This window comes from uncultured Roseobacter sp., assembly GCF_947488185.1.
Classification (GTDB): domain Bacteria; phylum Pseudomonadota; class Alphaproteobacteria; order Rhodobacterales; family Rhodobacteraceae; genus Roseobacter.
This window is the reverse complement of the sequence record NZ_CANKYM010000002.1, coordinates 776799-803215: the sequence shown is the minus strand read 5'-3', so window position 1 is coordinate 803215 and position 26417 is coordinate 776799. Positions and strand designations below refer to the sequence as shown.

Annotated in this window: 27 protein-coding genes and 1 pseudogene; 11 read left to right on the top strand and 17 right to left on the bottom strand. The window is 61.6% G+C overall.

Features of this window, described 5'->3' with window-relative positions; genetic code table 11:
* Positions 1-2 precede the first annotated feature (2 nt).
* The 3 genes from Q1A52_RS09825 (at position 3) to Q1A52_RS09815 (ending at position 2579) form a co-directional block, all read left to right on the top strand.
* On the top strand, positions 3-767 hold the full coding sequence (locus Q1A52_RS09825) for an ABC transporter ATP-binding protein (RefSeq protein ID WP_299777128.1): 765 nt from the start codon (positions 3-5) through the stop codon (positions 765-767).
* 125 nt (positions 768-892) lie between these two features.
* A complete protein-coding gene (locus Q1A52_RS09820) occupies positions 893-1648 on the top strand; it encodes an ABC transporter ATP-binding protein (RefSeq protein WP_300014198.1) in 756 nt (251 codons plus the stop codon).
* A gap of 154 nt (positions 1649-1802) precedes the next feature.
* Positions 1803-2579: a hypothetical protein gene (locus Q1A52_RS09815; RefSeq protein ID WP_300014195.1), complete on the top strand. Its 777-nt coding sequence runs from the start codon at positions 1803-1805 to the stop codon at positions 2577-2579.
* A 21-nt stretch (positions 2580-2600) separates the two neighbouring features.
* On the opposite strand, the gene Q1A52_RS09810 is transcribed toward Q1A52_RS09815, so the two are convergent.
* On the bottom strand, positions 2601-4115 hold the full coding sequence (locus Q1A52_RS09810) for a class I adenylate-forming enzyme family protein (RefSeq protein WP_300014192.1): 1515 nt from the start codon (positions 4113-4115) through the stop codon (positions 2601-2603).
* A 147-nt stretch (positions 4116-4262) separates the two neighbouring features.
* Here Q1A52_RS09810 and accB point away from each other — a divergent pair, with 147 nt between their 5' ends.
* Genes accB through aat form a run of 3 tightly spaced genes read left to right on the top strand, consistent with a single transcriptional unit; the run spans position 4263 to position 6770 of the window.
* The gene (gene accB, locus Q1A52_RS09805; RefSeq protein WP_300014189.1) at positions 4263-4763 is read left to right on the top strand and encodes an acetyl-CoA carboxylase biotin carboxyl carrier protein; all 501 of its coding nucleotides are present in this window, start codon (positions 4263-4265) and stop codon (positions 4761-4763) included.
* Positions 4764-4775: 12 nt separating this feature from the next.
* Entirely contained in the window at positions 4776-6128 is a 1353-nt protein-coding gene (gene accC, locus Q1A52_RS09800; protein WP_300014186.1) for an acetyl-CoA carboxylase biotin carboxylase subunit, read from the top strand.
* A 9-nt stretch (positions 6129-6137) separates the two neighbouring features.
* Positions 6138-6770, top strand: coding sequence for a leucyl/phenylalanyl-tRNA--protein transferase (gene aat, locus Q1A52_RS09795; protein WP_300014181.1), 633 nt, complete (start codon positions 6138-6140; stop codon positions 6768-6770).
* Here aat and Q1A52_RS09790 read toward each other — a convergent pair.
* The 6 genes from Q1A52_RS09790 to Q1A52_RS09765 all read right to left on the bottom strand — a co-directional run bounded on the left by Q1A52_RS09790 (position 6734) and on the right by Q1A52_RS09765 (position 10583).
* A complete protein-coding gene (locus tag Q1A52_RS09790) occupies positions 6734-7090 on the bottom strand; it encodes a DUF2155 domain-containing protein (protein ID WP_300014178.1) in 357 nt (118 codons plus the stop codon). The genes aat and Q1A52_RS09790 overlap by 37 nt on opposite strands.
* Positions 7087-7533, bottom strand: a complete 447-nt coding sequence (gene mlaD / locus Q1A52_RS09785) for an outer membrane lipid asymmetry maintenance protein MlaD (RefSeq protein WP_299777145.1) — start codon at positions 7531-7533, stop codon at positions 7087-7089. The genes Q1A52_RS09790 and mlaD overlap by 4 nt, the downstream gene beginning before the upstream one ends.
* 8 nt (positions 7534-7541) lie before the next feature.
* Positions 7542-7925 (bottom strand): NADH:ubiquinone oxidoreductase subunit NDUFA12, encoded by a 384-nt coding sequence (locus Q1A52_RS09780; protein ID WP_299777147.1) that lies wholly within the window; start codon positions 7923-7925, stop codon positions 7542-7544.
* 93 nt (positions 7926-8018) lie between these two features.
* Complete coding sequence (locus tag Q1A52_RS09775) at positions 8019-8381, bottom strand: RidA family protein (RefSeq protein ID WP_300014175.1); 363 nt, start codon at positions 8379-8381, stop codon at positions 8019-8021.
* Between the two features lie 169 nt (positions 8382-8550).
* Entirely contained in the window at positions 8551-9816 is a 1266-nt protein-coding gene (gene clpX, locus Q1A52_RS09770) for an ATP-dependent Clp protease ATP-binding subunit ClpX (protein ID WP_300014172.1), read from the bottom strand.
* Between the two features lie 140 nt (positions 9817-9956).
* Positions 9957-10583, bottom strand: coding sequence for an ATP-dependent Clp protease proteolytic subunit (locus Q1A52_RS09765; protein ID WP_300014169.1), 627 nt, complete (start codon positions 10581-10583; stop codon positions 9957-9959).
* A 586-nt stretch (positions 10584-11169) separates the two neighbouring features.
* On the opposite strand from Q1A52_RS09765, the gene Q1A52_RS09760 reads away from it, so the two are divergent.
* Positions 11170-13203 (top strand): PhoX family phosphatase, encoded by a 2034-nt coding sequence (locus tag Q1A52_RS09760; protein WP_300014166.1) that lies wholly within the window; start codon positions 11170-11172, stop codon positions 13201-13203.
* A gap of 68 nt (positions 13204-13271) precedes the next feature.
* On the opposite strand, the gene Q1A52_RS09755 is transcribed toward Q1A52_RS09760, so the two are convergent.
* Complete coding sequence (locus Q1A52_RS09755) at positions 13272-14333, bottom strand: zinc ABC transporter substrate-binding protein (protein WP_300014162.1); 1062 nt, start codon at positions 14331-14333, stop codon at positions 13272-13274.
* A 79-nt stretch (positions 14334-14412) separates the two neighbouring features.
* Here Q1A52_RS09755 and Q1A52_RS09750 point away from each other — a divergent pair.
* The 3 genes and pseudogenes from Q1A52_RS09750 (at position 14413) to Q1A52_RS09740 (ending at position 16421) form a co-directional block, all read left to right on the top strand.
* A pseudogene (locus tag Q1A52_RS09750) lies at positions 14413-14890 on the top strand (Fur family transcriptional regulator).
* Positions 14887-15633, top strand: coding sequence for a metal ABC transporter ATP-binding protein (locus Q1A52_RS09745; protein WP_300014159.1), 747 nt, complete (start codon positions 14887-14889; stop codon positions 15631-15633). The pseudogene Q1A52_RS09750 and the gene Q1A52_RS09745 overlap by 4 nt, the downstream one beginning before the upstream one ends.
* Complete coding sequence (locus Q1A52_RS09740) at positions 15633-16421, top strand: metal ABC transporter permease (protein ID WP_300014156.1); 789 nt, start codon at positions 15633-15635, stop codon at positions 16419-16421. Before Q1A52_RS09745 ends, Q1A52_RS09740 begins: the two co-directional genes overlap by 1 nt.
* A 3-nt stretch (positions 16422-16424) precedes the next feature.
* Here the strand turns inward: Q1A52_RS09740 and Q1A52_RS09735 are convergent, their stop codons facing one another.
* From Q1A52_RS09735 to Q1A52_RS09695, 9 genes are all read right to left on the bottom strand, one after another.
* Positions 16425-17114 (bottom strand): ABC transporter ATP-binding protein, encoded by a 690-nt coding sequence (locus Q1A52_RS09735; RefSeq protein WP_300014153.1) that lies wholly within the window; start codon positions 17112-17114, stop codon positions 16425-16427.
* Positions 17111-17866, bottom strand: coding sequence for an ABC transporter ATP-binding protein (locus Q1A52_RS09730; RefSeq protein ID WP_300014150.1), 756 nt, complete (start codon positions 17864-17866; stop codon positions 17111-17113). Before Q1A52_RS09730 ends, Q1A52_RS09735 begins: the two co-directional genes overlap by 4 nt.
* On the bottom strand, positions 17859-18842 hold the full coding sequence (locus Q1A52_RS09725) for a branched-chain amino acid ABC transporter permease (protein ID WP_300014147.1): 984 nt from the start codon (positions 18840-18842) through the stop codon (positions 17859-17861). Before Q1A52_RS09725 ends, Q1A52_RS09730 begins: the two co-directional genes overlap by 8 nt.
* Before the next feature lies 1 nt (position 18843).
* Entirely contained in the window at positions 18844-19761 is a 918-nt protein-coding gene (locus tag Q1A52_RS09720) for a branched-chain amino acid ABC transporter permease (protein WP_300014144.1), read from the bottom strand.
* On the bottom strand, positions 19758-20474 hold the full coding sequence (locus Q1A52_RS09715; protein WP_300014141.1) for a 3-keto-5-aminohexanoate cleavage protein: 717 nt from the start codon (positions 20472-20474) through the stop codon (positions 19758-19760). The genes Q1A52_RS09720 and Q1A52_RS09715 overlap by 4 nt, the downstream gene beginning before the upstream one ends.
* A 3-nt stretch (positions 20475-20477) precedes the next feature.
* The gene (locus Q1A52_RS09710) at positions 20478-21626 is read right to left on the bottom strand and encodes an ABC transporter substrate-binding protein (RefSeq protein WP_300014138.1); all 1149 of its coding nucleotides are present in this window, start codon (positions 21624-21626) and stop codon (positions 20478-20480) included.
* 351 nt (positions 21627-21977) lie between these two features.
* Positions 21978-22823: a delta-class carbonic anhydrase gene (locus tag Q1A52_RS09705; RefSeq protein ID WP_300014135.1), complete on the bottom strand. Its 846-nt coding sequence runs from the start codon at positions 22821-22823 to the stop codon at positions 21978-21980.
* Between the two features lie 131 nt (positions 22824-22954).
* Entirely contained in the window at positions 22955-24013 is a 1059-nt protein-coding gene (locus tag Q1A52_RS09700; RefSeq protein WP_299777177.1) for an ABC transporter ATP-binding protein, read from the bottom strand.
* A gap of 4 nt (positions 24014-24017) precedes the next feature.
* The gene (locus Q1A52_RS09695) at positions 24018-24809 is read right to left on the bottom strand and encodes an IclR family transcriptional regulator (RefSeq protein WP_300014132.1); all 792 of its coding nucleotides are present in this window, start codon (positions 24807-24809) and stop codon (positions 24018-24020) included.
* Between the two features lie 266 nt (positions 24810-25075).
* Here Q1A52_RS09695 and Q1A52_RS09690 point away from each other — a divergent pair, with 266 nt between their 5' ends.
* Positions 25076-26311, top strand: coding sequence for an ABC transporter substrate-binding protein (locus tag Q1A52_RS09690; RefSeq protein ID WP_300014959.1), 1236 nt, complete (start codon positions 25076-25078; stop codon positions 26309-26311).
* Positions 26312-26417: the final 106 nt, after the last annotated feature.

The window sequence follows — 26417 nt, the reverse complement described above, 5'->3', positions numbered from 1 at the left end:
ACATGGGAATTCTCGAAGTTAAGAACGTCGGCAAACGCTTTGGGGGCCTGCAGGCGCTTGGAGATGTGAACCTGAGCATCGCCGAAAACTCGGTGCATGCGATCATCGGGCCCAATGGCGCGGGGAAATCCACGCTGCTGAACTGCCTTGTGGGCAAGCTGATCCCCGATACCGGATCAGTGATGTTTGACGGGCAATCGGTGCTCGGACGCAAGCCTTATGAGATCAACCAGATGGGCATCTCCCGTGTGTTCCAGACGCCGGAGATCTTTGCCGATCTGAGCGTGATGGAAAACATGATGATCCCCTGTTTTGCCAAGCGCGACGGGGCGTTTCAGCTCAATGCACTCTCGTCGATCCCGTCGCAGCGCGACATGATCGAACGGGCCGAGCACATGCTGGAAGACATGAACATGGCCGACAAACGTGCGATGCACGCGGGCTCTCTGTCGCGCGGTGATAAGCGACGGCTCGAGATCGGGATGTGCCTCAGCCAGGAACCGCGCCTGCTGCTGCTGGATGAACCCACGGCCGGCATGGCGCGGGCGGACACGAACAACACCATCGACCTGCTGAAACAGATCAGCGAGGATCGTGACATCACCATCGCGATCATCGAACACGACATGCATGTGGTCTTCAGCCTCGCCGAACGTATTACCGTGCTGGCGCAGGGCACCCCGCTGGTGGAGGACACACCGGACAACATCAAGGGCAATCCGAAAGTGCGCGAAGCCTATCTGGGCGAGACCCAGGACGCGGCGTGAGCCTTGTGCAAGGGCGGCCTGAAGCCCACCCTACCTGCCGTACGACAGAGGCCACGACATTCAAAACAGACAGGTAGGGTGGACTTTAGTCCACCGCTTACCCGGCCAACCGAAGGACGATACCGATGAACGTCAAACCGGATTTTTCCAAAAACGCCAATCAGGCGGCCACGGCGCCGGCCTTTCTGTCGGTCTGGGACATGCACGCCTACTACGGCGAGAGCTATATCGTGCAGGGGATCAGCTTCAACGTGCACGAGGGGGAGATCCTGGCCCTACTGGGCCGCAACGGGGCGGGCAAGACCTCCACCCTGCGGGCGATTGCACGCCTGTCCGATCCGGAAGTGAAACGCGGGGAGATCTGGCTCGATCACCAGCCGCTGCACAGCATGTCCAGCTATCAGGCCTCGCAGGCGGGCCTTGGTCTCGTGCCCGAAGATCGCCGCATCATCGCGGGGCTGACGGTGGAGGAAAACCTCAAACTCGCGCAAATCGCGCCGCCCATCGGTTGGTCGCTGGAGCGGGTCTATGACCTCTTCCCGCGCCTGCGCGAACGCCGGACCCAGGAAGGTGTCACGCTGTCGGGCGGCGAGCAGCAGATGCTGGCCATCGCCCGCGCGCTCTGCCGGGACATCAAGGTCCTGCTGCTCGACGAGCCCTACGAGGGCCTCGCCCCGGTGATCGTAGATGAAATCGAAAAGACCCTGCGCATCATCAAGGAACAGGGCATCACCACGATCCTCGTCGAACAAAATGCCGTGCGCGCGCTGCAGCTGGCCGATCGCGCCGTGATCCTCGACACAGGTGGTATCGTCTTTGACGGCACCGCAGCAGAGGTGCTGGAGAACAAGGAATTGCGCGAGGAGTATCTCGCGATCTGACCTCACAATTCTACGTTTAAACGAACAAAACCCGGTGCATCCGCCGCACCGGGTTTTTTGCTGCAATTTGACCGATCCGCCGATGAGGCGCACACTTGCCCCCTATTCAACACTTGGGAGCAAGACGATGTTTATTCCTAGTCGATTGATTTTAATGATCTCTTTTCTGTTCACTGCAACACTCTCTGCCTGCGTTCTTTTCACGCAAGACCCCTTCACAACAACGAATTGCGTCGGATTTGACGGGGAGGAATTCGGCGATGCCCCGGATCAGACCCCGACGGGCTATACGGCACCGGGCGCCGACATCGGTGCCTTCCCCTCGCGACGCGTCAACGATGGCCCCCGCGCCCAGGTACGCTGCCGGTACTGGATCGGGGAATACGTCACGGTCGAGGCAGATTATACCGACCCAAACGATCCCGATCCGATCAACCCCCGGGGGCGGCCACCGGGGACAAATGTGCCGAACATCACCACCGACTATGATGACGGCGTGACCTACGACTGGCTGGTTGCGGCACCCTCGACACCCGACAGGCTACCGGCGAAACTCAACTTCCGCGTCCAGATCAACAGCATCGGGGAGCATGAGGTATTCTTCAACGTGCTGGTCGATGCCAACCGGGACGGCGACTGGAAGGACGATTCACCCATTCTCGGGCCGGGGGAATGGGCCGTGCGCAACCACCGCGTCAGTGTGCGCGACGGGTTTGTCACCTACGATATGCCGGAGATCGATTTTCCCATCGGTGCCAGCGGCATGCCGGAATGCATGTGGGCGCGTGTCACGGTCTCTGACCGGCAAGTGGGTCTGAGCCAGGAAACGCCGTGGAGCGGCACCGGGGCGATTGGCGAGGGCGAGATCGAGGATGTCCTTGTCATCGGCGCGAATGGTACGACCTGCGCCGTGCTGCAGCCTGAAAACTGACCCGCCCCGCAGGGCGGCGCGCTACGTGCCGCCCTTTGATTTCAGACGGGCGCGGAGCTCGGTTTTGAGCACCTTGCCGTAGTTGTTCTTGGGCAAAGCCTCGATGGGGATATAGGCCTTGGGGCGTTTGAACCGCGCGATGTTATCCAGACAGAGCACGTCCAGCCGCGCGGGCTCGACATCGCCCACGATGAAGGCCACGACTTCCTCGCCCCATTCCGGATGATCCCGCCCCACCACCGAGACCTCCGACACATCCGGATCGCGCAGCAGAACCTCCTCAACCTCACGCGGATAAACGTTCGAACCGCCAGTGATGATCATGTCCTTGGACCGGTCCTGCATGGTGACATAGCCGCCCGCATCCATGAACCCCATGTCGCCCGTCATCAGCCAGCCATTGACGAGCGTCATCGCCGTGGCTTGCGGGTTTTGCCAGTATCCAGGCATGACGGTATCGCCGCGCACCATGATTTCGCCATGGGTTCCGGGGGCCACGGGAACGCCTCTTTCATCGCCAATCTGCACTTCGACGGCGGATTGCGCCCGCCCCACGGACTGGAGCCGATCCGCCCAGCCCGAAGAACTGCGATCCGCAACATCTGCCCGGCTGAGCGCGGTGATGCCCATGGGACACTCCCCCTGCCCGTAAATCTGCACGAAAATTGGGCCGAAATGGTCCACGGCTTCGATAATGTCCGCGTTGTACATCGGCCCGCCCGCATACACGACCGTGCGCAGACCAGCCCCATCGCGGCCCGTGGCCTTGGCCACATGGGTCATCCGCTGCACCATTGCCGGGGCGGCAAAGATCTGGACGGACCCGAAATGCGCGGCAAGATCGAAGATTTCACCGGGATCGAACCCGCCGGACGCCGGACAGACATGCCGCGCCCCCGCCCGGACATGCATCATGTTGTAGATGCCCGCGCCATGGCTCATCGGCGCGGCATAGAGCGTTGTATCCTCCGGGTGCACCGGGTCGGCGTCCTGCGTGTAGCACAGGCTCATGGTTGTGAGCATGCGGAAGGTGATCATCACCCCCTTGGGCTTGCCTGTCGTCCCGGAGGTGTAAAAGAGCCAGGCAAGGTCTTCTGCGGACCGGGGCGCGATGGTCTGGATCGGCGCATGGCGCACGACGGCGTCAAAGGCCAAGCCCGGCGCCTCGGTCATCGGCACGGCAACGCCAGCGTCGCTCAGGCCCCCGCGCAAATCGGGCGAGACAAAGACATGCGCGGCGCCTGTGTCCTCAAGAATATAGGCCGCCTCGCGCCCGTGCAGCTTGGCGTTGATCGGTACGACCACAGCGCCCAGCGACCAGATCCCGTAGAAGACCACCAGATAGTCGGGCACGTTCTTCATGAAGATAGCGACACGGTCCCCCGGCCCCACACCCTGCGCCTGCAGCCACCCCGCCACCGCGCGGGCTTGCGCAAAAAACGCGCCATAGCTGGCGATCTGCTGCTGGCCCAGGAACAACGCCGGACGGTCCGGCATCGCCGTTGCAGTGCGTTCAAGCCAATGTGCCAGATTCATCAAATACCCCTCCCTCATAGCCCAATCTACGCGCCCCGGACACCGCTGCAAGAGGCGGGTTTTCATGGCTCTGACCTTCCCCTATAACAGGGAAGCAGGAACAAGGGCCGCACAAAACAAGGCTCCCCCGAATGGTCGAGGACTTACATGACAAAAAAGAACCATGACGCCGATGTGGCCTTTATTCAGGCCCTGGCCGAATTGCTGCGGGAAAACGATCTGACAGAGCTGCAGGTCAAACGGGACTACGGCGCCGATGACAGCCTGAATGTGCGCGTCAGCCGCCATCTGCAACAAGCGCAACCCGTGGTGAGCCAGATTGCGGCACCAGCCCCGGCGGCCGCAGCCCCGGCAGCGCCTGCACCCTCCGCAGGAGCGCCCGCCGCCGAAGGCGGGGAAGACCCGGCAAACCACCCCGGCGCAGTCACTTCACCCATGGTCGGCACGGTTTACATGCAGGCGGAACCCGGTGCGCCAGCCTTTATCTCGGTCGGGGCCAGCGTGGACGAAGGCGACACCCTGCTGATCGTCGAGGCAATGAAAACCATGAACCACATTCCCGCCCCCCGGGCCGGGACCGTTAAGCGTATCATCGTCGAGGATGGTGCGGCGGTGGAATTCGGCACGCCGCTTGTGATCCTTGAATAAGGGGCGCGGGACATGTTCGAAAAAATCCTGATAGCCAACCGCGGCGAGATCGCGCTGCGCGTCGTACGTGCCGCCCGCGAGATGGGCATTGCCACGGTCGCCGTGCATTCCACCGCCGACAGCGACGCGATGCATGTGCGCATGGCCGACGAAAGCGTCTGCATCGGCCCGCCCTCGGGCGCGCAAAGCTACCTCTCGGTACCTGCCATCATCGCAGCCTGCGAGGTGACCGGGGCCGAAGCCATTCACCCCGGCTACGGCTTTCTGTCGGAAAACGCAGGCTTCGTGCAGGTGGTCGAGGATCATGACCTGACCTTCATCGGCCCCACGGCGGAACATATCCGCATCATGGGCGACAAGATCACCGCCAAGGACACCATGAAGAAGCTCGGCGTTCCTTGCGTGCCCGGATCGGACGGCGGCGTAGCCACGCTGGAAGAAGCCAAACGCCTCGGCGAGGACATGGGATACCCGGTCATCATCAAGGCCACGGCAGGCGGTGGCGGGCGTGGCATGAAGGTCGCGCAGAACGCGGGCGAGATGGAAAAAGCCTTTCTGACCGCCCGGGCCGAGGGCAAATCCAACTTCGGCAATGACGAAGTTTATATCGAGAAATACCTGACCACGCCGCGCCACATCGAAATTCAGGTCTTTGGCGATGGCAAGGGCCGCGCGGTGCATCTGGGCGAGCGCGACTGCTCCCTGCAACGGCGCCATCAGAAGGTGTTCGAAGAGGCCCCCGGCCCCGCCATTTCCGCCGAAGAACGTGCCGCCATCGGCAAGGTTTGTTCGGATGCCGTCGCACGGATCAACTACACCGGTGCCGGTACAATCGAGTTCCTCTATGAGAACGGCGAGTTCTACTTCATCGAGATGAACACCCGCCTGCAGGTGGAACATCCCGTCACAGAAGCCATCTTTGGCGTCGATCTGGTACGTGAACAAATCCGCGTGGCCTCTGGCATGGAGATGTCTTTCCAGCAGGAAGACCTGACCATCAACGGCCATTCCATCGAGGTGCGGATCAACGCCGAAAAACTGCCGAACTTCGCGCCCTGCCCGGGGCGGATCACGCAGTATCACGCGCCCGGCGGTCTGGGGGTGCGGATGGACTCGGCGCTCTATGACGGCTATTCCATCCCGCCCTACTACGACAGCCTGATCGGCAAACTGATCGTGCACGGGCGCGACCGGCCCGAGGCACTGGCCCGCCTGAACCGGGCCCTGGGCGAGTTGATCGTTGACGGCGTCGACACCACCGTGCCGCTCTTCCATGCGCTCTTGCAGGAAGAGGACGTGCTCACGGGCAACTACAACATCCACTGGCTGGAGCATTGGCTGGAAACCAATCTCGGCGACGGCTGACGCTGAGCGGTGCGCCTGACCCCGGATGTCTTGATGCAGGCCTATGCCTCGGGGATTTTCCCCATGGCCGAACATCGCGACGATCCGGAGATTTTCTGGGTGGACCCGCAGCGCCGGGGCGTGATGCCGCTGGATGGCTTTCACGCCTCGCGGTCGCTGCGCCGCGCCATGCGGAACACGCGCTTCGAGATCAGCATCAACCAGGATTTCGCGGGCGTCGTCGAAGGCTGCGCAGATCGCGCGGACACCTGGATCAATGCGGAAATCCGGCGCCTTTACATGGCCTTGCACGAGGACGGTCAAGCGCATTCGCTTGAGGTCTGGGAGGGTGGAACCCTCGTAGGCGGGGTCTACGGCGTGACGCTGGGCGCCGCATTCTTCGGTGAAAGCATGTTCTCACGCCGCACCAACGCGTCGAAAATTGCATTGGCCTGCCTGGTGGATCGGCTGAACGAGGGTGGGTTCAAACTCTTTGACACGCAGTTCCTGACAGAGCATCTTGCGTCCATGGGCGGGCTGGAAGTGTCACGGGCGACCTACCATCGCGCGCTGGCCGTAGCGCAGGATTTACCCGCCAGTTTTACCGCGCCGTCGCTGCGCAGCCCTCAGGAGGTGGTGCACCGCATCACCCAAAGGTCATAGCGCGCGTGATCCATGGCCGACAGCGCCGGTGCCGATGCGATCATCCATCCTGAAAAGACAGTGGACCCCTGCACCCGATCCGCGATCTCCAACGCGGCAAAGGCGTCTCCCGAGGGGTTGCCAACCGGGAAGCGGCAGGAATTCAACGTGATCCGGAGTTGTTCGAACACCGCCGTCTGACCGGCTTTCATCTCGATGTCGTAGACCTGTCCACTGATCTTATCTAGGCCACGCAGGATGGCCCCTTCGGCTTCGGTCACCTGCTGGGCGCCCGCCGCGTTCGCCATCACCCCGATCAGCAGCGCGGCCCGCCAGATCATTCAGACGAACCACTCACGAATTTCAAGAGCAGGGAGACAAGGCTCACCGCGCCTTGCGTGTCCGTGATCGTATCGCCGGCCTCAAAGTAGAACGGCGACCCGCCCGGCACGATTTCCACGAAGTTCCCGCCCAGCAGCCCTTCGGAGGAAATCACGATGGCGCTGTCATCGGGGATTTCGATGCCCTGCTGCACGGAGACGGTGGTATCGGCGCGGTAGGTCTCGGGGTTGAGATCAACCGCTGCGACGGTGCCCACGCGCACGCCCGCGAGGCGCACATCCGTGCCCACGCTGACCCCTTCGAGGCTGCGAAAACTGGCCTCCAGCGGATAAGTGGTTGCCGTGCCGGTAAAACCCGACACCTGGCTTGCATAAATGACAAAGCCGATAGCGGCGGCCAGAACCCCCGCGCCAACGATGACTTCGGTAGTGTTTTCAGACATTTAACTCATTACTCCGGCGACCAGGCCTCGTAATCGCTGCGCGGCGCGGGATCCGACCGGCGGATGGATCCCTTCGGCGCGTATGCGAGTGCGGTACCCGTCAGGTTTTCCTGATGCGGTTTTTCCCATGATTTGCGCGGCAAGGGCGCTTCTGTCGGGGCCGCTTCCCACGTGCGGTGCAACCAGCCGTGCCACTCCGGGTCGATACGGCTGGCCTCAGCCTCGCCGTTGTAAATCACCCAGCGACGGCTTTTGTCCTTGTTTTCATAGAAAATATTCCCCTGACTGTCCTCGCCGACCTTGATGCCCTTGCGCCAAGTCCAAAGCTGCGTGTTCAGCGTCTGGCCATTCCACCAGGTCACTGCGCGCAGGATAGAAGTCAGAAGTCCCATGAAATGCCTCCGGTCGCACTGTCGTCTCAACGTATGGCCGATTGCGTGCGAAACGTCCAGATGGATGCGTCGCGTGAAGTGGCTTTCACCCGCCTATTTCGGAAGAAGCGCCGTCACCTCGATCTCGATGCGGAATTTCGGGTCAATCAGACCACATTCGATCATGGTAGCCGCCGGGGGATTCGCACCAAAGGCCTCCGACAGCAGGGGCCAACAGGGCGCGAAGTCAGCGGCATCAGGCAGCATATAGGTGACACGCACCACATTTGCAAAACTGGTACCAGCAGTTTGCAAAGCCGTCTCGATGATTTGCAAAGCCGATTTGCATTGTTGCAAAACCGTGTCGCCTTGCCCGGTTGTCCCCGCGACATGTACCCAGCCGCCTGCTACAACCGCACGGCAGTAGCCGATTTTATCTTCGTACTCGCCACCTGATTTGATGCGCTGAATCGCCATGAGCATGCTCCCTTTGTATGCCGCTTGAACCTTTGCCCTGCGCCCGCTGCCTGACTGCCCGGCTGGATGCTGCAATACGAGGCGCGGGCATGTTCTGCCTCAGATACGAACGCGCCGCGCAAAAAAGGCAGGCCCGAAAAGACCTGCCTTGATGGAATTTCAACAGAGATCAGCCCGCGCTGGCTGGCTCTTTCTCTGCGTCCGCGTGGATCATCAGCGGCGCAGCCTCGGATACCACGGCCTCTTCATTCACCACCACCTCCGTGACACTATCCAGCCCCGGCAGATCGAACATCGTGTCGAGCAAGATGTCTTCCAGAATGGACCGCAGGCCCCGCGCGCCGGTTTTGCGTTCGATCGCGCGCTTGGCGATGGCCGAAAGCGCGTCTTCGGTGAAGGAAAGCGTTGTATCTTCCAACTCGAAGAGACGTTGATACTGCTTGACCAGCGCGTTCTTGGGCTGGGTCAGGATGGTCACCAGCGCGTCTTCGTCCAGATCTTCCAGCGTTGCCAGAACAGGCAGACGACCGACAAACTCCGGGATGAGGCCGAATTTCAGCAAATCCTCTGGCTCAAGATCGGTGAAAATCTCGCCTACCCCGCGTTCGTCATTGTCGCGTACGTCAGCGCCAAAGCCCATGGCCGACCCCTTGCCGCGCGCCGCGATGATCTTGTCGAGGCCTGCAAAGGCACCACCGCAGATAAAGAGGATGTTCGTCGTGTCCACCTGCAGGAATTCCTGCTGCGGATGCTTGCGCCCGCCCTGCGGCGGCACGGAAGCCACGGTGCCTTCCATCAGCTTGAGCAAAGCCTGCTGCACACCCTCGCCCGAGACATCACGGGTGATCGAGGGGTTTTCGGACTTGCGGGTGATCTTGTCGACCTCGTCGATATAGACGATGCCGCGCTGCGCGCGCTCCACGTTATACTCAGAGGACTGCAGCAGTTTCAGAATGATGTTCTCGACATCTTCCCCGACATAGCCCGCTTCGGTCAGCGTGGTGGCATCGGCCATGGTGAAGGGCACATCCAGAATGCGCGCCAGCGTCTGGGCCAGCAGCGTCTTGCCGCACCCCGTGGGGCCGATCAACAGGATGTTCGACTTGGCCAGTTCGATGTCGCCGCCCTTTTGGGCGTGGTTCAACCGCTTGTAGTGGTTGTGCACGGCGACCGACAGCACGCGTTTGGCCATGGCCTGCCCGATCACGTAGTCATCGAGCACCTCGCAGATGTCTTTGGGCGTCGGCACCCCATCCGTGGCCTTGAGACCGGAAGCCTTGGTCTCTTCGCGGATGATGTCCATGCAGAGCTCAACGCATTCATCGCAGATGAAAACGGTTGGCCCGGCGATCAGCTTGCGCACCTCATGCTGGCTCTTGCCGCAGAAGCTGCAATAGAGGGTATTCTTGCTGTCGCCCGTCGAATTCGTAGCCATGTCAACCCTTTCAGGTCTTGCGTGTGTCCGGCAGCACGCGGCGTAAAACGCGTGCTGCGTTGTCTTTATGGCAGCTTAGGCCAGCGCTGGCAGGTCCACAATCGCTAAATGGTAAACTGACTGTGCCTCCGGCGTGACGTTTAGCTGTCGTCCTCATCCTTATTGCGGCTCTCGACGATCTCGTCGATGAGACCCCATTTTTTCGCTTCTTCCGGCGACATGAAGTTGTCACGTTCCAGCGCATCTTCAACCTTTTTAAGGGTTTGTCCGGTGTGCTTCACGTAGATCTCATTCAGGCGCGTCTTGAGTTTCTGGGTTTCCTGCGCGTGGATCATGATATCCGTCGCCTGACCCTGATAGCCGCCCGAGGGCTGGTGCACCATCACGCGGGAGTTCGGCAGCGAGAACCGCATGCCGGCCTCACCTGCTGTCAAAAGCAGCGATCCCATGGAGGCTGCCTGCCCGATGACCAATGTGGAAACCTTGGGCTTGATATATTGCATGGTGTCGTAGATCGACAGGCCGCTGGTGACCACGCCACCCGGCGAATTGATGTACATGCTGATTTCCTTCGACGGGTTTTCCGCCTCAAGGTGCAGCAGCTGGGCCACGATCAGCTGCGACATGCCGTCGTGCACGGGCCCTGAGAGGAAGATGATCCGCTCCTTCAGCAGGCGCGAAAAGATGTCATATGCACGCTCGCCCCGGCTGGTTTGTTCCACAACCATGGGGACAAGATTCATATAGGTGTCGATGGGATCGTTCATGAGGGGATGCCTGTCAGTTGGTGTTCGGGGGACCATACCCCGCGAACCGTTACGCAAAGCTTAGTATCGGCGCCGGGGGGCTGCAAGGGGGGCCGTTGCAATCTTCGGCAGAGGCGTGGAGCCATCTCGGCTCTACCGGAACACGCGCCCGCGGCTCTTTAAAAGCGGCGGCCCTCCGGTATGTGCAACGCTCCGGTTGATCCGGCGGAGACCAGCCAAGATGGAGGTGTGTCACGCCAATCGTCACCATGCAAAGCCGCGAAGCGGGTAGCTGTAAATGCAGCGCTGGCCGGGCAGTATCAGCGCCGCAGCGGTCGCCACAACGCCTTGCCGGAATCCATCAAGATCGCGTCGTTACTCACTGATAAAAAATGCACTTCTGCTGTTCTTTCAGAATTTCACACATCTGAAATTCTAGCATAAGTTGCTTCAACACGCCTGAGGTATTAACCTTTTTTGCGGGGGATTCTTAACAGCTGCGTAGTCAGTCATACGCGCGTTACATCCGCCGGGCAGAGCAAGACAGAAGCCACGTGGCACGGATTCGCTGCCACGCCCATATCAACGCCACCGACAGAGGAAGCATATGAACCGCAGAGATATCATCAATGACCCGGAGCATGGAAACAAAGCGGAAGCCTATGAGGCTTTTGACGATATTCCGACAAACCCAAATCTGAGCCGTACGATCGGCGATGTGATCAACAGCCGATATGGCCGCCGCGACATGCTCAAGGGCATGCTGGGCGTGTCCGCGACAACCGCGCTTTTCGGGACCTCAGCGATGATTGCGCCGCGGCAGGCGACCGCCGCGGGCCATGCCAAGGGTCGCTACAACTTCGACGAACTCACCTGGGGCAATGACGAAAAGCACCATATCGCCGAAGGGTACAATGCCGATATCCTGCTGCGCTGGGGCGATCCGATCACCGCCGATGCACCCGAGTTCGACGTGATGAACCAGACCGCTGCGGCGCAGCTGAAGCAGTTTGGCTATAACAACGACTATGTGGGCTTCACGGCGCTGAACGACGAGGGCACGCGCGGGCTGCTTTGTGTGAACCATGAATACACCAATGAGGAAGTCATGTTCCCAGGCCTGGGCCGTCAGGACCGCGACGGGTTCAAAGGCATGACCAAAGAACTGGTGGACATCGAGATGGCCGCGCATGGCGGCTCGGTGGTCGAGATTGCGCAGGGTGACGATGGCAAATGGGCGCTGGTGCGTGACAGCCAATACAACCGCCGTATCACCCCGCTGAACACCGAGATGACCATTGATGGCCCCGCCGCCGGTCACGACCGGATGAAGACCAATGCGGACCCAGAGGGCATGACCGTGATCGGTACGGTGAACAATTGCGCCGGTGGTATGACGCCCTGGGGCACCTATCTGATGGCGGAGGAAAACTTCCACGGCTATTTCTGGACCGATGTGGTGGACGGCGAAGACAAGCCGGACATTTCTGCTCAACCGGAAGCGGCCAACATGAAACGCTACGGTGTGCCCGGCCGCTGGTACGCGTGGGGCCAGCACCACGACCGCTGGAACATCGACAAGGAGCCAAACGAGCCCAACCGCTGGGGCTGGATCGTCGAAGTAGACCCGCGCAACCCAGATGCCGCGCCGATCAAACACACCGCTCTGGGCCGCTTCCGGCATGAGGGGGCGGAGACAACGGTCTCTTCCAGCGGCAAGCTGGTGATCTACTCGGGTGACGACAACCGCTTTGACTACCAGTATAAATACGTCTCCGGCGGCACGGTCACGGATGAAAACTCCGTCTTTGGCAGCCCGCTGATGTCGGACGGCACGCTTTATGTGGCGCGCTTTGCTGCCGACGGTACGGTCGAATGGATGCCTCTGGTACACGGGCAAGGCCCGCTCACGGCGGAGAACGGGTTCAACAGCCAGGCGGATGTGATGATCGACACACGCATCGCCGCCGACCTGCTGGGGGCCACCCCGATGGACCGCCCCGAGGACGCACAACCGGGCCCGAACGGCACCGCCTATATCATGTTGACCAACAACACCCGTCGTCAGCCGGATCAGGTAAATGCCGCCAATCCGCGACCTGAGTCGTCCTTTGGTCACATCATCGAGATCAAGGAAGACGGTGAGGACCACGCGTCCACCAAGGGCACCTGGTCGATCCTGGTGAAATGCGGTGATCCGACCATCGAAGAGGTCGGCGCACAGTGGAACCCGGAAACCTCCGAAAACGGCTGGTTCGGCTCGCCCGACAACTGCGCCATCGACGCCGATGGCCGTCTCTGGATCTCGACCGATCAGGGTTCCAGCTGGGGCAAGACCGGCAAATCCGACGGGCTCTATGCGCTGGAAACCGAAGGAGACCTGCGCGGGCACTCCAAGCTGTTCTTCCGCTGCCCGGTGGGCGGCGAGCTCTGCGGTCCCTATTTCCACGACAGTGGCGAGACACTATTCCTTGCAGTGCAGCACCCCGGCACGGACGGCACTAAGGACTTCAAGGGCTTCGAGCGCAACTCAACGTTCGAAGATCCGGCAACCCGCTGGCCCGACTTCGACCCAGCCATGCCGCCGCGTCCGTCGGTTGTTGTGGTGACCAAACAGGGTGGCGGTAAAATCGCCATCTAAGAGATTGTTAAAGTCATTTCAGACAATGTAAGGCCCCGCATCCCCCCGCGGGGCCTTTATTCTGTAACCTAGTCCGCAAGGCAGCGCGCAATCGCCTCCGATGTCTGCATCAAGAGCTGCCCATAAAGCGTTAATCCTAAATCACTTTCCAAACCCAGCGGATACACGGTTTCCATCCGAATATCCGCTTCCGCGAAGACCGCATCAATCAGCCCTTCCCGCGCCTCGGGTTCGATCAGCGCACAGCGCGCGCCAGTCGCTGCCACGGTATCGCGCACCTCGGCCAAATGACCGGCACTGGCCGCGCCACCGTCTGCAAGGCTGATCGCCGCGATCGCCTCAATGCCAAATCGCGCTTCGAAATAGTGGTAGGCGTCATGGAATACAATGAACGGCCTGCCCTGAAGCGGGTCAAGACGTGCCTTGATCTTGGCCTCGATCTCTTTCAGTTCGCGTACGCCCGCCGCCGCGTTGTCGCGGTAAAGGTCGGCGTTTTGTGGGTCGGCGTCCGCCAGACTGTTCGAAATCGCCGTCAGGATCGCCTGGCCATTGTGCGGATCAAGCCAGATGTGCGGATCTTCGGCACCATGTGCGTGATCATGATCATCATGGGCATCCTGCGCTTCATGGGCCTCGTGCGTGTCGTGACCGTCATGTTTGTCATGATCATCATGCCCGTTGTGGTCGTCATGGTCATCATGCGCGTTGTGATCGTTATGGTCATCGTGGTTCGCCTCTTCGGCGTGGCCGTCATGATCGTGATCATCATGCGCGTCGAACATCGCACCGATTCTGAACGGCAGGTGCGTGACGCCTGCGGCTTCCATCAATTCAAGCTGCTGCGCATCAGGGGCCAGCGTGTCCAGCGTGTCCGCCAGCCAAGGTGTCAGTGCGGGCCCGACCCAGACAATGACATCAGCAGAGGAGATCGCACGCACTTCGGAGGGGCGCATGGCATATCCATGGGGTGATGCGCCGGGAGGCAGGATCAGGTCAGGCGTGCCGACCCCCTCCATCACGCGGGCCACGAGGCTGTGAATTGGGGCGATGTCCGTCACGACTCGGGGCGTGTCGGCGACGGCTGGCTGAGACAGGGGAAAAACGGTAAGAATGGAGAAAACGGCGCGCATGGGAAAACCTTGTATGAATTCGCCGGTTCTGTTAACAGGCATGTTATAACATATCAATTCTTTTCTGAGGGAGAGGCCCATGGCCGCGATTGGCTTTTGCGCACATGATCATACCGCCTGTGTCGCAGACTTGATGGCGCATGCGCGCGCATTGCGAAAAGGAAGGACTCAAGTTCACACCTGTACGGCAACGTACGCTGGAAATACTGCTGCGCGAGCATCGGGCTCTTGGCGCTTATGATCTGCTGGCGCAGCTGGCGGATGAAGGTCTGGGGTCGCAGCCGCCAGTTGCCTACCGGGCGCTCGATTTTCTGGTCAAGACCGGGCTGGCGCATAAGATCGAAGCGCTGAACGCCTATATCGCCTGCGCCCATTCCGGCACCGACCACTCCCCTGCCTTCCTGATCTGTCGGGGCTGCAAGGCAGTGGCCGAAGCGGACACCGCGATGACCTCCGGCCGCCTCGGCGATGCCGCCCGTGCCGCAGGCTTTCAGATCGAACACACGGTGGTCGAAGCCCGGGGCCTCTGCCCTTCCTGTCAGGAGCCCGCGCGGTGAGCGCGCTGCTGCGCACCAGCGACCTGTCGCTGGCCTATCAGGGACGCACCGTGTTGCGCGGTGTGAATTTCACCCTGAACCCCGGCGAGATCGTCACCATTGTCGGACCGAATGGATCCGGCAAGTCCAGCCTGCTGCGCGCATTGATCGGCGCCCTGACCCCTGTCCGCGGCAAGATCACCCGCAAACGCGGTCTGAAAATCGGATATGTGCCGCAAAGCCTTGTGATCGACCCCACCCTGCCGCTGACGGTGGGCCGGTTCCTGAACCTGCCGCGGCGGATCGGTGCGGCACAGGTGGCCGAGGCCCTGCAAGAAGCCGGTGTGCCCGATCTGGCGGACCACCAGATGACGGCGCTGTCCGGTGGCCAGTTTCAGCGGGTGCTGCTGGCCCGCGCCCTGCTGAGCGCACCGGAGTTGCTAATCCTGGATGAGGCAACGCAGGGGCTCGACCAACCGGGTGCTGCGGGCTTTTATCGCCAGATCGAAGCTGTGCGGCGGCAAAAGGGATGTGCGGTGCTGATGGTCAGCCATGATCTGCACGTGGTGATGGCCGCCTCTGACCGGGTGCTCTGCCTCAACGGTCACATCTGCTGCGAGGGCACGCCGGAAATCGTAGCCAGCGCGCCGGAATACCGCGCGCTCTTCGGCACCGGCACGCAGGGCGCGTTGGCGCTCTACCGTCACGAACACAGCCACAGCCACGGGCCGGACTGCGACCACAGCCACGAGGCAGCAGAATAATGCTTGGTGATTTTCTGGTGCGTGCCGCCCTTGCCGGCTTGGGTGTGGCCATTGCCGCTGCGCCCTTGGGCTGTTTCGTGGTGTGGCGACGGATGGCCTATTTCGGTGACGCCACCTCTCATGCGGCGATCCTCGGGGTGGCGCTGGCGTTGGCCATCGATCTGCCGATCTTTGGCGGCGTGCTGGTGATCGCACTCCTCATGGCGCTGCTGCTGAGCCTGCTGACCGGGCGCGGTGTCGGCAGTGACGCGCTGCTGGGTGTGCTGGCGCATGCGGCGCTGGCTTTCGGGCTGGTGGCGGTATCCTTTCTGCCGAACGTACGCGTCGATCTGCTCAGCTATCTGGTGGGCGATATTCTGGCCGTCTCCAAGGGCGATCTGCTGATCATCTGGGGCGGCGCGCTGGCTGTGCTCGGCCTCGTGGCGTGGCGGTGGTCTGCCCTGCTCTCCTCCACCCTGAGCCCGGACATGGCCCGCGCCAGCGACGTGGACCCGAAAAGGGAGCAACTGGTGCTGACCCTCGCGCTGGCGATCACGGTGGCCGTGGCGATCAAGGTGGTCGGCGCGCTGTTGATTGCGGCGCTGCTGATCATCCCTGCCGCCGCTGCCCGGCCCCTTGCCCGGGCACCTGAAACCATGGCCGTTATCGCTGCGCTGATCGGTGCCGCCTCCGCCCTCGGCGGGTTGCTGGTGTCCTTCGCGCTCGATACGCCAACCGGCCCAACCATCGTCAGCCTTGCCGCCGTGATCTTTGCAAGCACGCAAACAATGCGCGCGCTGCAGAGATGATGCTCAGACCCCGAGGAACTGATCGGCAACCGCAGGTGTGACCTGCGCCATGGCCCCGGACCAGACCGTGGCGCCACGTTCGAGGATCACCGCGCTGTCGGCGACCTGACGCAGTTCAGCCAGCGATTTGTCGACCACAAGGATCGTCATGCCGGTGCTCGATTTCAACTGTCGCACAGCCGCCCAGATTTCCTGCCGCACGACGGGCGCGAGCCCTTCCGTCGCCTCATCCAGCAACAAAAGCCGCGGGTTCGTCATCAGCGCGCGACCAATCGACAGCATCTGCTGCTCCCCGCCCGAGAGCGAAGCGGCGGATTGGTCCTGCCGCTCCGCCAGACGCGGGAACAGGCGGGCGACCTGATCAAAATCCCAATGCCCGGGACGTGCCGCCGCAATCAGGTTTTCGCGCACGGTGAGGTTGGGAAAGCAGCGCCGTCCCTCCGGCACCAACCCCAGACCTGCGCGCGCCGCCTTATGCGGTGGCACCGCCGCCATGTCCTGCCCGTCAAAGGCCAGATGCCCGGCGCTGTGTTTCAACAGGCGGCAGATCACCTTGATGGTCGAGGATTTGCCCATGCCGTTGCGGCCCATAAGTGCACACACCTCGCCTTCGGCCAGCGACAGGTTGACGCCAAACAGCGCCTGAGACGGGCCGTAGAATGCTTCGATCCCATCCAGCGTGAGGAAACTCATGCAGCGTCCTCCTCGCCGAGGTAGGCCTCGCGCACGGCGGGGTTAGACCTGATTTCCTCCGCTGTGCCTGTGGCGATGATCTTGCCGTAAACCAGCACGGAGATGCGATCCGCGAGGGCAAAGACCGCATCCATGTCGTGTTCGACCAGGAGGATCGGTGCCTCGCTGCGCAAACCGTCGAGAAATCCGGTCAGCCGCTTTGACCCGCTGGCCCCCAGCCCGGCCATCGGTTCATCCATCAGGAAAACGCGTGGTTGCAGGGTCAGCGCAACGGCCACTTCCAGCAGGCGGCGCTGCCCGTGGCTGAGGTCAGCGGTGCGTTTGGCGGCATGCTCGACCAGCCCGACACGCTCAAGGGCTGCTATCGCTGCGTTGCGCAGGGGCGCGTTACCCATGACCGGATTGAAAAAGCGCCAGACCGCGCCACTGTGCCCGAGGGCACCCAGAACCGCGTTTTGAAGGACGGTATACTCCATCGCCAGCGAAGAGATCTGGAAGGTTCGACCCAATCCCGCCCGCGCGCGGGCCACGGTGCTCAGGCCGGTGACATCGCGCCCGTCAAACCAGATCTCACCCGAGTTTGGCTGCAACCCACCCGCCACCTGCTTGATCAGGGTCGATTTTCCTGCGCCATTGGGCCCAATCAGCGCGTGGATTTCGCGCGGGTAGAGGGTCAGGGATACGTCATCCGTAGCCTTGAGCGCGCCAAAGGATTTGTTCAGCGATTTGATCTGTAAGAGCGGCTCAGTCATGGGCCACCTCACGTCCAGCGGCCAGACCAATCATGCCGCCCCGCGCAAACAATACGACCAGCAGCAGCAGGAGACCGAGATAGACGTGCCAGAAATCGCTCAACCCGCCCAGCACGTGCTCCAGCAGAATAAAAAGGGCGGCTCCCGCGACAGGACCAAAGAGCCGCCCCACCCCGCCGAGAATGACGAAAATCATGATTTCGCCCGACATATGCCAGCTCAGCATGGTCGGGCTGACAAAGCGGTTGAGATCGGCAAAGAGAGCGCCGGCAAGGGCGGTGACCGCGCCGGAGATCACAAAGGCGAGCAGGCGCAGCCGGTAGGGTGAAAGACCCACGGTCTCCACCCGCTCGGCGTTCTGGCGCGCAGCGGAAAGCGCCAGGCCAAAGGGCGCGGCGGCAAGCCTGCCCGTGCAGAAAAGCACAAGGGCCAGGATCACAAAACAAAGGACAAAGAACTGGATCGGATCGAGCGTGTTCAGCCCCGGGAAGCCGTTGCGGACATAGATCGACAGCCCGTCTTCGCCCCCGTATGCGGGCCAGCTGATCGCGAAGTAATAGAGCATCTGACCAAAAGCGAGCGTGATCATGATGAAATAGACACCGGAGGTGCGCAGGCTGAGCGCCCCGATTGCGAGTGCGGCCAGCGCCCCCGCGATCACCGCAACCACCCAGATCACCGGCATGAACTTGGTGCCTTCGAGCAGGAAGGGCGCCTCCATCAACGGGGTGAAGGTCTGGGCGTGATGGGCGAGGATGCCCATCGCATAGCCACCGATACCGAAAAACGCCGCGTGTCCGAGGCTGACCAGACCGCCGAGGCCCAGCGCGATGTTCAGCCCGACGCCTGCAAGTGCAAGGATCGCGACCTTGGTCGCCAGTGTGATGATGAAGGGTTCATCCAGTGCTAGTGCCACAAGCGCTGTGATTGGCAGCATCAGGAATAGGGCTGTGTTGATGAGGGTGGCGCGGGACATCTCAGGCGCTCCCGTACAGGCCGGTGGGTTTGAAGAGCAGTACCCCCGCCATGAGGATATAGATCGACATCGATGCCAGAGAAGAGCCGACAGCGGTGGCGGCAGAAGTCTCCATGAAGGTGCCAAAAAAGCCCGGCAGCAGCACGCCGCCCAATGTGTCGGTGAGCCCCACCAGCAAGGCCCCCACAAGCGCCCCTTTGATGGAGCCGATGCCGCCGATCACGATCACCACGAAGGCGAGGATCAGCACCGGTTCACCCATACCCACCTGCACCGACTGGATCGCACCGACCAGGGCTCCGGCCAGTCCGGCAAGGGCTGCCCCCAGGGCAAAGACCAGCGTGTAGAGTTTGGAGATATCGACGCCAAGTGCTGCGATCATCTCGCGGTCGCTCTCACCCGCCCGGATCTGGATACCGATGCGGGTGCGCGCGATGAGCTGGAACAGCCCGAACGCAACCAAAAGCCCGATGGCGATGATCAGCAACCGGTAGGCGGGATACTGGATACCGCCGGGCAGCAGCACCGGACCGGCGAGCGCGTCGGGAATGTCGAGAAAGAGCGGAAAGGACCCAAAGACCCACCGCGTGCCTTCGGAAAAGATCAGGATCAGGGCAAAGGTGGCCAGCACCTGATCCAGGTGATCGCGATCGTAAAGCCTGCGGATGACCACCAGTTCGATGATCGCCCCGGCAGCAGCGGCAGCGATCAGGCTGGCGATGAGGGCCAACACGAAGGACCCCGTGGCCCCGGCCACGGCTGCAGCGGCAAAGGCACCGACCATGTAGAGCGAGCCATGGGCGAGGTTGATCAGCCCCATGACGCCGAAAATCAGCGTCAGCCCCGCAGCCATCAGGAACAGCATCACCCCGAATTGCAGCCCGTTCAGGACCTGCTCGATCAGCAGCAGCGTGCTCATGCGAGCGGGCGCCCGGCGTCGTGGAAGATCTCCACCGCCGCCAGGATCAGGGAGGCGTTGTCAACGGCCAGTGTGCCATCGGGGAGGTGGTCGCAATCCTCAAAACCGATGCGCGATGAGAGACCCTCTTGCGCCGCACGGCGCAGGCAGGGCCAGGCCGAAACCCCCTCGCCATGCAACAAGACGGGTTCGGTCCGCCCTGCCGCAGCAAGCCGCGCGCGGATGCGGTCAATCTCCGGGTCCACGTCGTCTGCGTCGGGCATTTCAATCAGGATGCGGGTTTGCGGCGGCAGGTTCAGCGCGCAAAAGCGCGCGGCATCCGCATCGCTCCAGATCCCGGCCTCCACCCCGATCCCAAAACGGGCCATCAGCGCCATGACCTCCGGCGCATCGGGCTCATTGAGGTTGACCGAGACATAGTCTGGCGCCACACGCCATCCCGCCAGGTCGTCCATGCGCCCCTTCGGACCCGGGGCAATCCAGGCACCGGTGCCGATGCCGACAAACATCTCCGGCGCAGCCTTGCGGCAGGCGACGATGGCGGCATCGGTCGGAGCCTGCTGCAGCGTTTCCACACCCTCTGCATCGCGTGGATGCAGATGCAGGTGGCGCAGCCCCAGATCAAAGGCGACAGACGTATCCGCCGCCAGCGCGGCAGGCGTGACAGGCACGCCCGCCCCACTGGCATTTCCGTTCAGGCAGGCTTGCAGCATCGCTCAGTAGCTGCACTCGGCGGCATAGGCATCCACGTGATTGGTCAGGCTGGCGGAGATGATCTTGTTGGTGAAGACATCGCCTTCCTTGATCACTTCGCGCACATAGTAGTCCTGCACCGGGTGCTGGTTGGTACCGAACTTGAAGTCGCCGCGCACAGAGTCGAATTCCGCTGACGCCAGTGCTGCGCGGAAGGCATCGGCGTCTTTCACATCCGCCTTGTCCATGGCGCTGAGGATCAGGTTCGCCGCGTCATAGCCCTGGCTGGCATAGAGCGAGGGCAGACGGCCATATTCGGCCTGAAACGCCTCGACAAAGGCGGCATTGGCCCGGCTGTCGAGGTCCTTGTTCCACTGGCTGGTGTTCTTCACCCCAAGGGCTGCATCACCAACCGCCTGCAAAATACCCTGGTCAAAGCTGAAAGCTGGACCAACGACAGGCAGGTCCACGCCGGAGCCCGCATATTGCTTGAGGAAGGAGATGCCCATGCCACCGGGCAGGAAGAAAAACACGCTATCCGCCCCGGAGGCGCGGATTTGCGCGATCTCGGCGGCATAGTCGGTCTGGCCCAGCTTGGTGTAGATTTCGCCCGCCAGTTCGCCGCCATACATGCGCTTGTACCCGGTCAGCGCGTCCTGGCCCGCCGGATAATTCGGCGCAAGGATAAAGGTATTCTTGTAGCCCGCATCATTGGCATAGGCGCCCGCAGCCTCATGCAGGTTGTCGTTCTGCCAGGCCACGTTGAAGTAAAGCGGATGACACCCCTTGCCCGCCAGCGCCGAGGGGCCTGCGTTGGGCGAGATGTAGAACTTGCCCTGCGCCGTCGCTGCGGGCACCACGGCCATGGCGAGGTTCGACCAGATGATACCGGTCATGATGTCGACCTTCTCGGACTGGATCATTTTGTCGGCCAGTTGCACGGCGATCTCGGGCTTGCGCTGATCGTCTTCGATCACGACCTCCAGCTTGTCATTGCCCGCCATCTTGGCCGCCAGCATGAACCCGTCCCGCACGTCGATGCCGAGGCCCGCGCCCCCGCCCGACAGCGTGGTGATCATGCCGACCTTGACGGCACCGGCGTGCCCATCTGCGTGCCCGGCACTGGCAAAAGCCGCCAGACCTGCCGCGAGGATCAGTGATTTCAATTGCATGTATACACTCCCGTTTATTAAAGGGCCTCTTGGCGTGCCCTATTGCATGTCGATGTGCCGGACTGTGGAACATCACAGGCGGATTTGTCCATCGGGCAGATGCAGAAGCGGCCGTAAAACAGGCGTTTCCGCTGCCACCTTGCGAAAAGGCTAAGCGGGGTGCGCATTTATTTCAAGGGCAAATATTTCAACCTTGAAGTAGTTGCAGGGTGTCCGATCGATTTTAAGGCGGGTCGCGTGTTCCGGCCAGGAGAGGTTGGAGCACGCCGCAACGCATATCGCCCCGCGCGCGGTGCGCACAGGGCGAGGGTTGGTTTTTGGCTTAACTGTTTTGGGGAAACGCCCCGCCGGTCAGTTGATAGGGGACAGGAGCGCCGGGTTCACAACCAGGTTGCGCACACCGTGGGCGTGTTTCTCATCAAAGACGTTATCGGCAAGCCAGGTCTCCACCGAGCGGATCGACACTTTTACCACCTCGGGCCGCACGCTCCATGTCACCTGCAGCGGAGAGCCCGCCTCGTTGAAGCTGGGGCCCGTGGTCGAACCCGGATAGAGGATCGGCGTGCCTGTGTCGGTGGGGATACCCGGCGCCTGATGCAGGCCGCCCACAACCTCGACCCGCGCGGCTTCGGTGAAATCAAGGGCCGCGTCATCGTTCACCAGCACAAAGACCTGCGCCTCGACCCGTAGCTGGGGGTTGCCAATGGCCTCGCTGAGGCAGGACCCAAGGGTCGGACCCGGCGTCACCTGGGCAGTTGTGTGCACATAGTGTAGTTCGATGGTATCGCCGGGTTGCAGGTCGCCGTATTTTCCCGCACCGACGGTGCCCGCGTAGGGTGCCAGCTCCGCCTCCGTCAGGGTGCCGTCGTATTTGAACCCGGTGCCCGCGCCCTTGCCGTCGCCGTTGCCCGTGTAGGTGGTGAACTGGCCGCCCTTATGCTCGGCGTTTTCGTGAAAATGGATGTTGCAGAGGTTCATCTCCGTATGCGCCGGGGCCCTGGCGAACACGCGGGCGTTGTCGCCCGTCAGTACACTGAGGTCACGCGGCGACTGCGGGCCGAAACCCGCCCCTTCTGTGGCCTCCGCAAGCGCGGCCCGTTGTGCGGCAATATCATCGTCCGTGACCGCTTCGGCCACGGCGGTCGCGCCGGCTGTGATTGCCGACAGCGACAGGGCAAGGGTAAGCGCGGATTTCATGTAGTTCCTCCCTGGAAGTTGATGGCTCAAAGGCCCATGCAACCCCCGATATAGGAAGAGAACGCCATCCGGATAAGTGTGGCAAATTGAACATCTGCCGCCCTGCGGAAAAGCTGTGCCGGGCCGCCGCCTTAACGAATCCGTGCTTCGGTCTTGGCGTCGAAGACGTAGGCGCGCCGGTTTTCGAAGGTGATATCGACCGTATCGCCTTCGTTGGCGCGCTCGTCCCCGCGTTCTTCAACGATGATCCGCTCACCCGTAGGCGTGTCGAGGTGCAGATAACTGACACCGCCAAGCGCCTCGGAGAGCTCTGCCTTCAGCGCGCCCTGCCCCATTTGCACCTCCAGATGCTCAGGCCGGACGCCCAAAGTCACGGCAGTGCCGACGGCAGGCAGATTGGCTTCGACCGCGACGGTGCGGCCCAGCCCGGGCACCTCGACGCCACCGTCAACCACGGTGCCATTCAGGAAATTCATCGCCGGTGAGCCGATGAACCCGGCCACGAACTTGTTGTCCGGGTTCCGGTAGAGTTCCAACGGCGCGCCCACCTGTTCGATCACACCCAGGCGCAGCACCACGATCTTGTCGGCCAGTGTCATTGCCTCGACCTGATCGTGGGTCACGTAGATCATCGTGGCGCCAATTTCCTTGTGCAGCCGCGCGATTTCCACGCGCATCTCCACCCGCAGCTCGGCATCGAGGTTCGACAGCGGCTCGTCAAAGAGAAACACCTCGGGCCCGCGCACAATGGCCCGGCCAATCGCCACCCGCTGGCGCTGCCCGCCCGAGAGCGCCTTGGGCTTGCGGGCGAGGAACTGGTCGAGCTTGAGAATGTCAGAGGCCTTCTGCACCTTCTCGTCGATTTCGGCCTTCGGCACGCCGTTCATCTTGAGCCCGAAGCCCATGTTATCCTTGACCGACATGTGCGGATAAAGCGCGTAGGTCTGGAACACCATGGCCACGCCGCGCTCGGACGGGTCCATGTGGGTGACCTCCCGCGCGCCGATGTGCATGGTGCCTTCGGTGGTCTCCTCCAGCCCCGCGATCATTCGGAGCAGGGTGGATTTGCCACAGCCCGAAGGCCCCACAAAAACACAGAATTCGCCATCCTCGATCTGCAGATCGATGCCATGGATCACCTGCACGTCGCCGTAACGTTTGATGGCCTGGTTCAGCGTAACACCTGTCATAATCTTAGGTCCCTGTGTGTTGAAGATGTGTGTCCGGAAAGCGCCAGGCCTGAGCCTCTTGCGCAATGGCGTCTGCCGTGCGCGCCAGACGCGGGGCCCAGCTTTCCAGTTGTGTTAAATCGGTGGCTTGCAGCGAGCCAGTGATCGACATCGCCCCCAGCACGCGACCGGTGCCCGTCAGGATCGGATGCGCGATACAGATGATACCGGGTTCATGTTCTTCACGGTCGAAAGCGTAGCCGCGGGTGCGAATCGCCGCAAGTTCCGCGCAAAGCGCGTCGCGTGTTGTATAGGTGTGGTCGGTGAAGCGGTGAAAGCTCTGTTGGGCAATCACCCGCTCCAGATGCTCCTCCGGCAGGAAGGCCAGCATCGCCTTGCCGACGCCGGTGCAATAGGCGGGGCCGACCTTGCCCGCGTCCGAGAACATCTCGACCGGCTGGGCCGCGTTGCGCTTATCGACATATAGAACCTGCGCATTGTCGAGCTGTGCCAGATGCACCGTCTGCCCGGTCTCTGCGCTGAGTTGATCAAGGAAGGGCCGCGCAATCGGCGCCAGCGAGCTTTGCGTCCAGGCCGCATGGGCCAGCCGCACGAGCCGCACACCAAGCGCATAGGTCTGCCGGTCCGGGTCGTATTCCAGCATGCCCTGATTCGTGAGGGTCTGGAGAAAACGGTAGAGCGTCGCCTTGGGAAAATCGCTCTCGGCCAGCAGGGTCGCGAAGCGCACAGGCTGGCCGTAGGCGGCCACCTGATCCAGAACATCTAACGCTTTGCCAACCGTGCCGTCGCCGGACATGGGTCTCCTCCCGTGATGCGCGAACCCCCTGCTTTTCGGAAAATCATTTGCAAACCAGTGGCTTGCGATGCCTTCCGCCTCCTTGCAGGCTGCGCTGTGTCTTCAGTTTCCCGAAGAACACTGTTGACAGGCTAAGCAGATTGCGCTGTAGTTTTCAATATATAAAACTTGGTTCCAAATAATGAAACTTCATTCAGGCGGGATCGGGGGGACAAAAATCGCAAACGTACCTTAGGGAGGACACCATGCGTTTCACCACCAAGACAATGCTTATGGCATTGGCGGGGTCAACAATGCTTGCCGGCGCGGCTTCGGCAGAGTTGACGGGCGACCTTAAAATTTTCCTCGACACATCGAACCCGGCGCCCCGTGCGACGATGGAAGCGATGATCGCGGATTTTCAGGAGCTGCATCCCGATCTGAACATCGAGACCACGATCATTGATCGCGATGCGTATAAAACGCAGATCCGCAACTTTCTGACGGCGGATTCTCCGGACGTGGCCACATGGTACGCCGCCAACCGCATGACACCCTTCGTGGAAGCGGGCCTTTTCGAGGACGTCTCGGACCTGTGGCAGGAGCCCGAGATTGCCGAGGCGCTGGCCTCAACTAAGGGTGCGATGACCATCGACGACAAGCAGTGGGGCGTGGCCTACACCTACTACCAGTGGGGCATCTACTACCGCAAAGACATCTACGAAGAATTGGGCCTCAACGAACCTGCGAACTTCGACGAGATGAAGTCCAACTGCGCGGCGATCATCGACTCCGGTCGCAAGTGCTACACCATCGGCACCAAGTTCCTCTGGACTGCGGGCGGCTGGTTTGACTACCTGAACATGCGCACGCATGGCTTTGATTTCCATATGGATTTGGCACAAGGCAAAGTGAATTGGACCGATGACCGCGTGCGCGAGACCTTTGCCAACTGGCGCGAGCTGATCGACATGGGTGCCTTTGTCGACAACCACCAGAACTACAGCTGGCAGGAATCGCTGCCCTTTATCGTGAACGGCGAGGCCGCCGCGATCCTGAAAGGCAACTTTGCCGTGGCACCGCTGCGCGAAGCGGGTCTGGATGACAACAAGCTCGACTTCTATCAGTTCCCGGCGATCAACCCGGATGTGGAACTGGCCGAGGACGCGCCGACGGATACCTTCCACATCCCCGCCAAGGCCCAGAACAAGGACAATGCGCGTGAGTTCCTGCGCTTCGTGGTGTCTGCCAATGTTCAGACTGAAATCAACAACGGCGCGAACCTCGGGCAACTGCCAGTGAACGCGAAGTCTGCCGTGGATGATGACAAGTTCCTGAATGAAGGCTTTGCGATGCTGTCGGAGAACTCTCCGGGCGGTGTGGCGCAGTTCTTTGACCGCGACTTCCCCGCGGAAATGGCCAATGAAGCGATGCAGGGTCTGCAGGAATTCATGGTCTTCCCGGACAACCTCGACGACATCCTCAAGCGCCTCGATAAGGTGCAGGAACGCGTCTACCAATGAACTGACTAAGGCCGGGCGGCTCCCAAACGCCCGGCCCTTTCCGTCCCATTCGCCAGCACCCCATCCGGTGTTGCCGTATGCGCCGCAAGTGTCGCACCGCACGACT